Genomic DNA, 11714 nt, shown 5'->3' with positions numbered 1-11714 from the left:
CCGCCGCGGGGCGCATAGAGTCGAGGCGTGGATGAGATGAACGCTCCCCGACCCGACCACGACACCGCGCCCGAGACCGGCACCGCGCCCGAGACCGGCACCGCGCCCGAGCCTGCGCCGCGCGGCGCCCAGCTGCTGCGTGCCGTGGAGGTGATGGATGCGCTCGCCGGGGAGCACGGGGATGCCTGGACCCATCGGCAGACTCACCTCTCGCTTGCGCGGTACCTGCTCGAGGAGACCCACGAAGTGCTCGAGGTGATCGAGGACCCCGCCTCTCACGGCCCGCGTGCCCTGCCCGATGAACTCGGAGATCTGCTGTTCCAGATCCTCTTCCATGCCCGGGTGGGTCAGGATGAGGACCCGGCCTGGGATGTGGATGACGTCGCGCGGGCCTTCGTCGCCAAGATGGAACGGCGCAACCCCCATGTGTTCGGGGAGCACACCGAGCAGGCGCTCGAGAACCGCGAGGACGTTGAGCAGATCATCGCCCAATGGCACGCGGTCAAAGCCGCGGAGAAGCCCGTCGGCGCAGCAGCGGAGGGTGGCGCTGCCTGGTTCGCGGGCATCCCCGCGCAGCTGCCCGCCCTGCAGACCGCCGCGAAGACCGTGCACCGCTCCCGCAGCGCCGACGGGCTGACCGAGCTGCTCGCTGCCGCCGATGCCGTCGCCGAGCAGACCGCGGCTCAAGAACCCGATGCCGGGGCGGACATCGCCCGAGCCCTGCTGGACCTCGTGGTCGCCGCCGAGGCCCGCGATGTGGATCCGGAAGCCGCGCTGCGCACCCTGCTGCGCCGCACCCGCTCCCAGCTCGCCGCGCACCCCGGGACCGACGCAGCCGATCCGCGCAGCCGCACCCCCTAGACTGGCGGGTGGACGGTCAGCGCCGACCGGCCGTGACGGAACTTCACACCGAAGGAAGGAACAGCCCATGGCAGCTTCGATCGATGCCGTTCACGCCCGCGAGATTCTCGATTCCCGCGGCAACCCCACCGTCGAGGTCGAGATCCTGCTCGATGATGGGATCTTCGCCCGCGCCGCCGTGCCCTCGGGTGCGTCCACCGGCCAGTTCGAGGCCGTCGAGCGCCGTGACGGTGACAAGGAGCGCTACCTCGGCAAGGGCGTGCTGGATGCCGTCTCCGCCGTGATCGCCGACATCCAGCCCAAGATCCTGGGCATGGACGTCCAGGAACAGCGCGCCATCGACCAGCTGATGATCGAGCTCGACGGCACCAAGAACAAGGGCTCCCTGGGCGCCAACGCCATCCTCGGCGTGTCCCTCGCCGTGGCCCGCGCCGCCGCGGACTCCGCGGGCGTGCCGCTGTACCAGTACGTCGGCGGCCCCAACGCGCACATCCTGCCCGTGCCGATGATGAACATCCTCAACGGCGGCTCCCACGCGGACTCCAACGTGGACATCCAGGAGTTCATGATCGCCCCCATCGGCGTGGACACCTTCGCCGAGGCCACCCGCATGGGCGCCGAGGTGTACCACGCCCTGAAGGCCGTGCTGAAGGACCGGGGCCTGGCCACCGGCCTGGGCGATGAGGGTGGGTTCGCCCCGAACCTCGAGTCCAACCGCGAGGCGCTGGACCTCATCGTCGAGGCGATCCGCAAGGCCGGCTTCGAGCCCGGCAAGGACGTGGCCCTCGCCCTGGACGTCGCCGCCTCCGAGTTCTACGAGGACGGCGCCTACACCTTCGAGGGCGAGAAGAAGACCGCCGCCGAGATGGTCGAGTACTACGCCGGCCTGGTCGCCGACTACCCGCTGGTGTCCATCGAGGATCCGCTGGACGAGGAGGACTGGGAGGGCTGGAAGACCATGCAGGCGCAGCTGGGCGAGAAGGTCCAGCTGGTCGGCGATGACCTCTTCGTCACCAACCCCGAGCGCCTGGGCCGCGGCATCGCCGAGAAGGCCGCCAACGCCCTGCTGGTGAAGGTCAACCAGATCGGCTCGCTGTCCGAGACGCTGGACGCCGTGGACCTCGCGCACCGCAACGGTTTCCGCTCGATGATGTCCCACCGCTCCGGCGAGACCGAGGACACCACCATCGCGGACCTCGCGGTCGCCACCAACTGCGGCCAGATCAAGTCCGGTGCCCCCGCCCGCGGCGAGCGCGTGGCGAAGTACAACCAGCTGATCCGCATCGAGGAGGAGCTGGGCGACGCCGCGGTCTACGCGGGCGCCTCCGCCTTCCCGCGTTTCGCACTCTGATGCGCCCAGCGGGAGGTCGTATCCTTCCCGCATGAGCAGCAGACGACCGGGCGCCCCGCGACCTGCCAGGCGCCCGGTCGGTGCGTCCGGGCAGCGGCGCTTCGCCCCCCGCACCGGCAGCACCCCCAGCGGCACCTCGCGCGCGGGCAGCACCTCCCGCAGCGGCTCGACGCGCAGCGGAGCACGGTCGCGTCCCTCCACGAGCGCCCGGCGGCGCGGACCTGCCGCGGCCGCGCGACCGGCCCGCACCAGCCCCCGCGGTCCCGAGCAGGAGGCGCCGGGGATCACCATCACACGGCGCACCCTGGCGCTCGTCGCCCTTGTGGTCGTGGCGCTCGCGGCACTGGTCCCCACGGTCAACTCCTATGTCACCCAGCGCCAGCAGCTGTCCGAGCTGGAGGCCGAGGTAGCGGCCAAGGAGCGGGAGGTTGAGGATCTGCGCGCCCAGGTGGCGCGCTGGGAGGATCCCGCCTATGTCGCGGCCCGCGCCCGGGAGCGTCTGCTGTTCGCGATGCCGGGCGAGACCCAGTACCGGCTGACCGACACCTCGGGCCGGGACGTCCCGCTGACCGCCGCCCAGCAGGCCGAGGAACAGCGCGCTGATGCGGAGTGGTTCACCCTGCTGTGGGAGAGCGTCGAGGGATCCAGCCGCCTGACCCCACAGGACATCCCCGACGAGCCCGAATCAACCGACGAGGAGGAGCGATGAGCAGCCCCGCCCAGCCGTGCGAGCCCCTGCCTCAGGAGAGCCCGGCCAGCAGCGAGGACCTCGCCGTAATGCGCGAGCAGCTGGGACGTGACATGCGCGGCGTGGTCTCGATCGCCGCCCGCTGCGGCTGCGGTCGCCCCGCCGTGGTGCGCACGGCGCCGCGGCTCGAGGACGGCACCCCGTTCCCCACCTCCTTCTACCTGACCCTGCCCTGGCTCACCCTCGAGCTCTCCCGGCTCGAGGCCACCGGGATGATGGCCGAGCTCAGCGAGCGCGTGGCCACCGACGAGCAGCTGGGGGAGCGCTACCGCCGCGCCCATGAGCGGTACCTCGCGCGCCGCGCCGAGATCGGCGAGGCCGAGGAGGTCGCCGAGGTCAGCGCCGGGGGAATGCCCACGCGGGTGAAATGCCTGCATGCCCTGGCCGCGCAGTCTCTCGCCGAGGGGCCTGGGGTGAACCCCATCGGCGATGAGGTCCTCGAGCTCATCACCGGCGGTGAGCTCGGCTGCCGCTGTGAGGCCTCGCCCTCTGAGCAGGCACAGGCCGCCCTGCAGCCCGAGGACGCCTCGGAGTCCGCCCGATGAGCAGCGCCCCCGTCGCCGCGATCGACTGCGGCACCAACTCCATTCGCCTGCTGATCGCGCGGCGGGATGACCCCACCGCCGCCCCCGTGGACCTCGAGCGCCACCTGGAGATGGTGCGCCTGGGACTCGGAGTGGACCGCACCGGACGTTTCGACCCCGTCGCGGTCGAGCGCACCCTGGATGCGGCCCGCCGCTACGCGCGCCTGATCGAGCACCACGGCGTGGAGGTTGAGGACATCCGCTTCGCCGCCACCTCCGCCACGCGTGATGCTGCCAACCGCGAGGTGTTCATCGAGGGCATCGAGCAGATCCTCGGAGTGCGCCCCGAAGTGATCTCCGGTCCCGAAGAGGCGGAGCTGTCCTTCCGCGGGGCAGTTTCCACCCTCGAGGGACTGCCCGCGGGGCCGCGCCTGGTGGTGGACATCGGCGGCGGCTCCACCGAGCTCGTGCTCGGCGAGCAGACCCCCAGCCATGCGATCAGCCTGGACATCGGCTCGGTGCGCCTGACCGAGCGTCATCTCGCCGACGACCCGCCGAGCCTGCAGCAGATCACCGCGGCGCAGGCGGACATTGCGCAGGCCCTGGACCGCGCGGAGCAGGACATCCCGTTCGAGCGCACCGTCGCCCTGGTGGGCGTGGCCGGAACCGTCACCACCGTCACCGCCGTCGCGCTCGGTCTGGAGGAGTACCAGCCGGACATCACGCACGGCGCGGAGATCACGACCGCGCAGATGCGCGAGCAGTGCGATCGCCTGCTGGGCGCCACCCGCGCGGAACGCTCGCGCCACCGCCTGATCCACCCCGGGCGCATCGACGTCATCGGCGCCGGCGCGCTGATCTGGTCGCAGGTGATCGACCGCGTGGCCGCCGCGACATCGATCACCACGGTCCGCACGAGCGAGCACGACATCCTCGACGGCATCGCCCTGGACCTGCTGGAGCGGCGCGGCTGAGCGTCGGCCCCAGCTCTCACCCGGATCCCGCCACCTGGAGGGTTTTTGGATCCGACCGGCAGACGGCCATACTCTTGCCCTATGACCAACAACTTCGGCGGCAAGCCCCACGTCCTCATCCTCGGAGGCGGTTCCGTCGGTCTGACGACCGCGTCCGAGCTGCGTAAGACCCTCGGTGCGGAGGTGGCGATCACGGTCGTCGACCCGCGCCCCTACATGACCTACCAGCCGTTCCTGCCCGAGGTCGGCGCCGGCAGCATCCACCCGCGCGACGTCCTCGCGCCGCTGCGCAAGATCCTCACCGGCACCAAGGTCGTCACCGGCTCCGTCACCCGCATCTCCACCCAGGACTCCACCGTGGTGGTCACCGCGGAGGATGACGAGCAGCTCGAGATCACCTACGACTATCTCGTGGTGGCCATGGGCGCCGTGCCGCGCCTGCTGCCCATCCCGGGCCTGGCGGAGAACGCCATCGGCTTCAAGCAGATCGAGGAGGCGACCGCGGTGCGCGACCGCATCCTCGCCAACCTCGCCGAGGCCGCGACCACCCGCGACCCCAAGGCTCGCAAGCGCCTGCTCACCTTCACCTTCATCGGCGGTGGCTTCGCCGGCGGCGAGGCTGTGGCGGAGGCCGAGGACATGGTCCGTGACGCGCTGCGCTACTACCCGGACCTGCATGCCTCCGACATCCGCTTCGTGCTCGTCGACGGTGCGCCGTTCATCTTCCCCGAGCTCAGCGAGGAGCAGCGCGCCTACGTGCTGGCCCAGCTGCGCGAGCGCGGCATCGAGGTCAAGCTCGAGACCTTCCTCAACTCCGCTGAGGACGGCGTGATCAAGACCAGCGACGGCGACGAGTTCGAGTCCGATCTGCTGGTGTGGAACGCGGGCGTCAAGCCCCACCCGGTGCTCTCCGATCCGGACTTCTCGGACCTGCCGGTCGTCACCGAGCGCGGCCCGCTCATGGGCAAGGTGCAGGCCCTCGCGGATCTGCGCGTCAACGGAGCCGAGGGTCCCCTGGACGACGTCTTCACCGCCGGCGACTGCGCCGCGGTGCCGGATCTCGCCTCCGGCGAGGGCAAGTTCTGCCCGCCCAACGCCCAGCATGCGGTGCGTCAGGCCAAGCGTCTGGCGGACAACATCGCCCGCTCCGTGCAGGGCCGCCCGCTGGTGGACTACTACCACAAGAACCTCGGCGTCATGGCGACGCTGGGCATGTACAAGGGCGTGGCTCTGGTGTCGCTGGGCGACAAGAAGATCGATGTGCGCGGCCTGCCGGCCTGGGCCATGGCCCGCGCGTACCACGTCTACGCGATGCCCACCCTGGGGCGGAAGGCCTCGGTTATCGCCGGCTGGGCCACCAACCTCATCTCCCGCCGCGACATCATCGGCATCCCGGAGGTGGAGACCCCGCGAGCGGCCTTCGAGTACGCCGCGAACACCGGGAAGAAGAAGTGATCCGGGGCTGAGCCTCGCGGGTGCGGTTCGCCGCGCCGGGAACTGACGGGGCGCCGTCGCGCAGCGAGCGCGGCGGCGCCCCGTCGTCGGTCCCGGTGCTGTGGATCGTGCGCGACGTCGGTGCTCGCGGGACCAGCGACGCGGGCGGTGCGTCGTCGGCAAGTATGCTCGGTGACGTCACCGAACGAGCATGATTGAGCACCGTGGGGCCGATGGGTCGGCGCGGTGCCCGGATGGGAGCAGCCCGATGCAGATCCATATCGTCCCCGACGCCGATGCCGGCGCCCGCGTGGTCGCCGACCTCTTCGAACGCGCTGTGCGCGACGCCGGTGACCAGGGCGCCACCCTGGGCCTGGCGACCGGCTCCTCCCCGGTCCCGACCTATGCCGAGCTGATCCGTCGGCACCGCGAGGAGGGCCTCAGCTTCGCCCGCAGCCGCGCCTACCTGCTCGATGAATACATTGGCCTGCCCGCCGATCACGAGCAGAGCTACCACCGCTTCATCCGCGAGAACTTCGTGGACCACATCGACCTGGATTCCGCACAGGTGCATTCCCCCGACGGCGCTGCGGCTGATCCGGCGGCCGAAGCGGTGCGCTACGACCAGGCCATCCAGCAGGCTGGGGGAGTGGACGTGCAGATCCTCGGCATCGGCTCCAACGGGCACATCGGCTTCAATGAGCCCGGCAGCTCCCTGGTCTCCCGCACCCGGGTGGTGGGGCTGACCCCACAGACCATCTCCGACAACTCCCGCTACTTCACCTCCGCCGATGAGGTTCCTGTGCGCGCCATCAGCCAGGGCGTGGGCACCATCCTCGAATCCCGCCGCATCGTGCTGACCGCAAGCGGTGAGCACAAGGCAGAGGCCATCGCCCAGATGGTCGAGGGGGCGGTGAGCGCCCGCTGGCCCGCGACCATGCTGCAGATGCACCCCGATGTGGTCGTCGTCATCGACGAAGCCGCCGCCTCCCGCCTGGAGCTCGCCGACTACTACCGCCACCTGCACACTCTCGAGACAGAGCAGTCCTCCACCGCTGCTCGCTGACCGGGCGCGGAGGAGGGGCGCGGGGGATCGTCGATACGATTCGGCCATGCAGCAGTCAGACCCCTCCTCCTCCCCGTCGGCCGCCCGGACGGCCGAACCCTCCGCGCTGGACCGCTACTTCCTGATCACCGAGCGGGGCTCCACCCTGGCCCGTGAGATCCGCGGCGGCCTGGTCACGTTCTTCTCGATGTGCTACATCGTGGTGCTGAACCCGCTGATCATCGGCACCGTCCCGGATTCCACCGGCCAATACCTGGGCGGCGGCGCCGAGCCGAACCTGCCCGCCGTCGCCGCCGGCACCGCGCTGATCGCCGGAGTTCTGAGCATCCTGATGGGCGCCTGGGCGAAGTTCCCGCTGGCGCTCGCGGCGGGCCTGGGCCTGAACGCCTACCTCGCCTATTCCGTGGTCCCGTTGCCGGGCATGACCTGGGGCGGGGCGATGGGCCTGGTGGTGCTCGAGGGTGTGGTGATCCTCCTGCTGGTCCTCTCCGGCTTCCGCAAGGCCGTGTTCGATGCCGTCCCGCCGTTCCTGAAGACCGCAATCGGCGTGGGCATCGGGCTGTTCATCGCGTTTTTGGGCCTGTACAACGCTCGCTTCGTCACCGCCGCCGGGGCCACCCCCGTGCAGCTGGGCAATGACGGATCCCTCACCGGCTGGCCCACCTTCGTGTTCGTCACCGGTCTGCTGCTGATGCTCGTGCTGTGGGTGCGCAAGGTGCCCGGCGCCATCCTCATCTCCATCGTCACCGCCACCGTCCTGGCGATCCTCATCGAGCGGTTCATGGGGCTCGGCGCCCATGCCCCCGCCACGCCCGATGACCCGGGGAACCCCGGCGGCTGGGCCATGAACGTGCCCACCGTCAGCGAATTCCCCATCCAGATCCCCGATTTCGCGACCCTGTTCACCGTCGACCCGTGGGGAGGTATCACCGCGGCCGGGGTGATCGGCGCGAGCGTCATCGTCTTTTCCCTGCTGCTGGCGGACTTCTTCGACACCATGGGCACGATGGTCGGCGTCGCCTCCGGCGGTGGGCTGATCACGGCCGACGGGGATATCCCGCACTCCCAGCGCATCCTCATCGTCGACTCCGTCGCGGCGATCGGTGGCGGCGTCGGCGGCGTCTCCTCCAACACGAGCTTCGTCGAATCCGCCTCAGGTGTGGCCGAAGGGGCGCGCACGGGCCTGGCAGCGATCGTCGTGGGCGTGCTGTTCCTCCTCACGACGTTCCTGTCCCCGCTGGTGGCGCTGGTGCCCTACGAAGCGGCGACCCCGGCGCTGGTGATGGTCGGCTTCCTCATGATGACCCAGATCACCGAGCTGGATTTCACCGACGTCGAGGTGGCGCTGCCCGCGTTCCTGACCATCATCCTCATGCCCTTCGCGTACTCGATCACGGTGGGCATGGGCGCCGGTTTCGTGATGTTCGTGCTGATCCGCCTGGTGCGCGGCAAGGCGCGGGAGATCCACTGGCTGGTGTACCTCATCGCCGTGCTGTTCGTGGCGTACTTCCTGCGCGGGGCGATCGAGGGACTGCTGACGTGACCGACGGCGGCGCGAAGCACAGCGGGGCCCGGAGCCCAGAGCTGCAGAGCGAGGTATCTCGGGCTGCGGAGCCTGGAGCCACGGAACGGGGCGCTGAGGGACGTGGCGCCGCGGAACCTGCTGCCGAAGATCGCGGCGCCGAGGATCAGCTTGCGATCCAGCTGGCCGCGGACCTGCAGCGCCTGCTGTTGGTGTCCTCGCGGATCCTGCGCACCCGCACCGCCTCACAGGACATCTCCGCCTCGCAGTTCTCGGTGCTCGCCTACCTCCACCGCAGCGGCGGCTCCACCCCCGGAGCGATCGCCGCCTTCGAACGCGTCAGCCCACCGGTGATCACCCGCATGCTGGTGCGGCTCGAGCAGATGGATCTGCTGGTGCGCCGCCCCCACCCCGAGGATGGCCGACAGGTGTGGGTGACCCTCACCGACCACGGAGTGCAGGCCGTGCTGGCCGGACGCGAGGAGCGCAACGCCTGGCTGCGCGAACGCATCGCCGCGGCGAGCCCGGCCGAGCGGGAGAACATCGAGGCCGCGAGCGCGGTGCTGACCCGCACCCTGCTCGAGCGGCGCGACGAGCAGCAGCTCAGGCCGTCGCGTCGAGCACGTGATCGAGCACCGCGATGAGCGCGCGCACATCCTCCTCAGGCACCGCGGGGAAGGTTGCGATCCGCAGCTGATTGCGGCCGAGCTTGCGGTACGGCTCCACGTCCACCACGCCGTGCGCCCGCAGCACCGCGGTGATCGCGGTGGCATCGATCTGCGCATCGACATCCAGGGTGGTCACCACCTGGGAGCGCGCCGCAGGATCGGCCACGAACGGGGTGATTTCCTCCCGGCGCCCCGCCCACTCCTGCAGCAGCGAACTGGTGGTGCGGGTTCGCTCATCGGCCCAGGCCAGGCCGCCCTGGTCCAGGATCCACTGGATCTGCTCGGCCATCAGTACGAGCGTGGCGACCGCCGGGGTGTTCAGCGTCTGATCCTTGCGGGAGTTCGTGATCGCCGCAGTGAGGGAGAGGAACTCGGGGATCCACCGGTCCTGCGCGGCATCCAGGCGCTCGGCCCGCTCAAGCGCCGCGGGGGAGAGGATCGCGATCCACAGCCCGCCGTCGGAGGCGAAGGCCTTCTGCGGCGCGAAGTAGTAGGCATCCGTCTGCGTGATGTCCACCTTCGCGGCGCCGGCGACGGAGGTGGCATCCACCAGCACCAGCTGGTCATCACGTGCCCCCGCGGGGCGCTGCACGGGAAGCATCACCCCGGTGGACGTCTCATTGTGTGGCCAGGCGAAGGAATCGACCTCCGTGCTCGCCTCCGGGGCGGGCCGCGTGCCGGGCTCACTGCGCAGCACCATGGGGTCCGCCAGATGTGGGGCGGCCGTGGCCTCGGCGGCGAACTTCGCAGAGAACTCCCCGCACACCAAGTGCTGGCTGCGCTGTTTGATAAGACCCAGGGCGGCTACGTCCCAAAACGCCGTCGACCCGCCGTTGCTGAGCACCACCTCGTACCCCTCGGGCAGGTCGAACAGTGCCTGAAGGCCCTCCCGGATCCGGCGCACCTGCTGCTTGACCGGTGCCTGCCGATGGCTCGTCCCCAGCACTGAGCGGCCCGCAGAGGTCAGCGCCTGCAGCTGCTCATCACGCACGCGCGAGGGACCGGATCCGAAGCGGCCGTCACGGGGCAGCAGCTCGGCGGGGATCTGCAGAGCGCGGATCGCGTCGGCGCGGGCAGTGCGGGCATCGGTCATCGTGGATTTCCTCCTGCGTCACGGCAAAGCCGCCGGGTGTGGCGACAGGTCCATCATCCCAGCGCCGCGCCATCGCGGCGCGGCTGGTCCACCGCCTGGCTCACCCGTGCGAGGATCGGAGCATGAGCCGTGCCCAGCTGGACAAGCAGCCCACCGATGTCGCCTCGATGTTCGACGGTGTCGCGCGGCGCTACGACCTCATGAACGACATCGCCGCTCTGGGGCAGGTGGGCATGTGGCGTGACCGCATGGTCGATGCACTCGACCTGCACGAGGGCGATGCGGTCCTCGATCTAGCAGGTGGCACCGGAACCTCCGCCACGGCGATCGCGGAGACAGGCGCCCGGGTGGTGGCCGCGGATTTCTCGCTCGGCATGATGCGGGAGGGACGCCGACGGGGTGCTCCGGTGCCGTTCGTGGGGGCCGACGCCCAGCGCCTGCCCTTCGCCGATGACACCTTCGACGCCGCGGTGATCTCCTTCGGGCTGCGCAATGTGCAGGATCCCCGTCGGGGCCTGGCCGAGATGACGCGCGTGGTGCGCCCGGGCGGCCGGGTCGTGGTGTGCGAGTTCTCCCGGCCCACCTGGTCCGCGTTCCGGGTCCTCTATGAGCGGTACCTGCTGCGGGCCATCCCTGTCGCAGCCTCTGCCGTGACGGACGAGGCCAGCCCGTACGAATACCTGGCCGAGTCCATCCTCGATTGGCCTGATCAGGAAGAGCTCAGCGAGTGGTTCCACGACGTGGGGCTCGAGCAGGTTGAGCACCGCAACCTCTCCGGTGGGATCGTCGCGCTCCACCGCGGGCGCGTGGCCGACGCTTCCGTGCTCGAGAGCTGAGAGGCGGGCTCGTAGGCGCTACGGCCCGGGTGAGGTGACGCGGGTGCGGGGGAAGTCCCGCTGGTGTGGGCAGCGCGCTGCAGGTGTGTCCCCTAGCGTGCTGTTGTTCCCGGGGTGGCGTTGGAGCTGCTGGGCGGCGGTGAAGTGCGCAGGGCTGAGACCGGCTCGCCGAGATGTAGCGGGCATCACCCCTCTGGCCAGGGCTTCCAGCTTGACCCTCTCGCCCACCTCCCGTAATGTTCTTCCTCGTGCCCCGCTGAACCGGGGCATCGGAGCGGCTCGCAGAGTTGGTTCCGATGGGTCTGGTTCGGGGCTGGCTTCTCTAGGGCGTGAGTTGGGAAGCGGTTCGGATCACATCGGATCGGTTTGACTTGCGGTGAATGGCTGGCTTAGCCTTGTGGGGTTGCCCCGGAGCGAAGAGCCTGATCGGCTCGGGTTTCCGAGTGCGCGTGTTGTTTGATATCTCAATAGCGTGTCTGTTTGTTGATGCCATATTTTGTATGGCAATTATTGATGGACAACAGCAGTAATGCTGGTTGTTTGTCTGTTTTTGCTGGGATTTATTGTTTTTCATGTTTTCATGGAGAGTTTGATCCTGGCTCAGGACGAACGCTGGCGGCGTGCTTAACACATGCAA

At 69.7% G+C, this 11714-nt stretch carries 11 protein-coding genes and 1 rRNA gene; 11 read left to right on the top strand and 1 reads right to left on the bottom strand.

Translation table 11 applies throughout. From position 1 onward, the window contains the following. Nucleotides 1-36 precede the first annotated feature (36 nt). The 9 genes from MU407_RS08845 to MU407_RS08805 all read left to right on the top strand — a co-directional run bounded on the left by MU407_RS08845 (nucleotide 37) and on the right by MU407_RS08805 (nucleotide 9124). The gene (locus tag MU407_RS08845; RefSeq protein ID WP_246956780.1) at nucleotides 37-861 is read left to right on the top strand and encodes a MazG nucleotide pyrophosphohydrolase domain-containing protein; all 825 of its coding nucleotides are present in this window, start codon (nucleotides 37-39) and stop codon (nucleotides 859-861) included. Between the two features lie 67 nt (nucleotides 862-928). Beyond that, the gene (gene eno / locus MU407_RS08840) at nucleotides 929-2212 is read left to right on the top strand and encodes a phosphopyruvate hydratase (protein ID WP_102237296.1); all 1284 of its coding nucleotides are present in this window, start codon (nucleotides 929-931) and stop codon (nucleotides 2210-2212) included. Nucleotides 2213-2243: 31 nt separating this feature from the next. Continuing rightward, nucleotides 2244-2921 carry a septum formation initiator family protein gene (locus MU407_RS08835; RefSeq protein WP_246956760.1) on the top strand — a complete coding sequence of 226 codons (678 nt, stop codon included), beginning with the start codon at nucleotides 2244-2246 and terminating at the stop codon, nucleotides 2919-2921. Next, complete coding sequence (locus tag MU407_RS08830; RefSeq protein ID WP_102237298.1) at nucleotides 2918-3505, top strand: DUF501 domain-containing protein; 588 nt, start codon at nucleotides 2918-2920, stop codon at nucleotides 3503-3505. Before MU407_RS08835 ends, MU407_RS08830 begins: the two co-directional genes overlap by 4 nt. Continuing rightward, on the top strand, nucleotides 3502-4458 hold the full coding sequence (locus tag MU407_RS08825) for a Ppx/GppA phosphatase family protein (protein WP_246956759.1): 957 nt from the start codon (nucleotides 3502-3504) through the stop codon (nucleotides 4456-4458). Before MU407_RS08830 ends, MU407_RS08825 begins: the two co-directional genes overlap by 4 nt. A gap of 81 nt (nucleotides 4459-4539) precedes the next feature. Then, entirely contained in the window at nucleotides 4540-5913 is a 1374-nt protein-coding gene (locus MU407_RS08820) for an NAD(P)/FAD-dependent oxidoreductase (protein ID WP_246956758.1), read from the top strand. A 247-nt stretch (nucleotides 5914-6160) separates the two neighbouring features. Then, nucleotides 6161-6958 (top strand): glucosamine-6-phosphate deaminase, encoded by a 798-nt coding sequence (gene nagB, locus MU407_RS08815; RefSeq protein WP_246956757.1) that lies wholly within the window; start codon nucleotides 6161-6163, stop codon nucleotides 6956-6958. Between the two features lie 46 nt (nucleotides 6959-7004). Further along, the gene (locus MU407_RS08810) at nucleotides 7005-8501 is read left to right on the top strand and encodes an NCS2 family permease (protein ID WP_246956756.1); all 1497 of its coding nucleotides are present in this window, start codon (nucleotides 7005-7007) and stop codon (nucleotides 8499-8501) included. Continuing rightward, nucleotides 8498-9124: a MarR family transcriptional regulator gene (locus tag MU407_RS08805; protein WP_233190978.1), complete on the top strand. Its 627-nt coding sequence runs from the start codon at nucleotides 8498-8500 to the stop codon at nucleotides 9122-9124. Before MU407_RS08810 ends, MU407_RS08805 begins: the two co-directional genes overlap by 4 nt. Here MU407_RS08805 and serC read toward each other — a convergent pair. After that, nucleotides 9084-10241 (bottom strand): phosphoserine transaminase, encoded by a 1158-nt coding sequence (serC, locus tag MU407_RS08800; protein WP_246956755.1) that lies wholly within the window; start codon nucleotides 10239-10241, stop codon nucleotides 9084-9086. The genes MU407_RS08805 and serC overlap by 41 nt on opposite strands. 122 nt (nucleotides 10242-10363) lie before the next feature. Between serC and MU407_RS08795 the strand changes: the two genes are divergently transcribed. Together MU407_RS08795 and MU407_RS08790 are read left to right on the top strand one after the other, a co-directional pair. Next, nucleotides 10364-11077 carry a demethylmenaquinone methyltransferase gene (locus MU407_RS08795; protein WP_246956754.1) on the top strand — a complete coding sequence of 238 codons (714 nt, stop codon included), beginning with the start codon at nucleotides 10364-10366 and terminating at the stop codon, nucleotides 11075-11077. Between the two features lie 577 nt (nucleotides 11078-11654). Then, nucleotides 11655-11714: ribosomal RNA gene (locus MU407_RS08790) — 16S ribosomal RNA — on the top strand; the annotation flags it as partial.

Source organism: Brachybacterium sp. Marseille-Q7125 (genome assembly GCF_023062615.1).
Taxonomy (GTDB): Bacteria; Actinomycetota; Actinomycetes; order Actinomycetales; family Dermabacteraceae; genus Brachybacterium.
Note: the sequence above shows the minus strand (reverse complement) of the source record. Positions and strands in the feature narration are given on the sequence as shown.

Coding starts and splice junctions, on each gene's coding strand:
- MU407_RS08845 (WP_246956780.1), top strand. CDS start 37: ATGAACGCTCCCCGACCCGACCACGACACCGCGCCCGAGACCGGCACC.
- eno (WP_102237296.1), top strand. CDS start 929: ATGGCAGCTTCGATCGATGCCGTTCACGCCCGCGAGATTCTCGATTCC.
- MU407_RS08835 (WP_246956760.1), top strand. CDS start 2,244: ATGAGCAGCAGACGACCGGGCGCCCCGCGACCTGCCAGGCGCCCGGTC.
- MU407_RS08830 (WP_102237298.1), top strand. CDS start 2,918: ATGAGCAGCCCCGCCCAGCCGTGCGAGCCCCTGCCTCAGGAGAGCCCG.
- MU407_RS08825 (WP_246956759.1), top strand. CDS start 3,502: ATGAGCAGCGCCCCCGTCGCCGCGATCGACTGCGGCACCAACTCCATT.
- MU407_RS08820 (WP_246956758.1), top strand. CDS start 4,540: ATGACCAACAACTTCGGCGGCAAGCCCCACGTCCTCATCCTCGGAGGC.
- nagB (WP_246956757.1), top strand. CDS start 6,161: ATGCAGATCCATATCGTCCCCGACGCCGATGCCGGCGCCCGCGTGGTC.
- MU407_RS08810 (WP_246956756.1), top strand. CDS start 7,005: ATGCAGCAGTCAGACCCCTCCTCCTCCCCGTCGGCCGCCCGGACGGCC.
- serC (WP_246956755.1), bottom strand. CDS start 10,241: ATGACCGATGCCCGCACTGCCCGCGCCGACGCGATCCGCGCTCTGCAG.
- MU407_RS08795 (WP_246956754.1), top strand. CDS start 10,364: ATGAGCCGTGCCCAGCTGGACAAGCAGCCCACCGATGTCGCCTCGATG.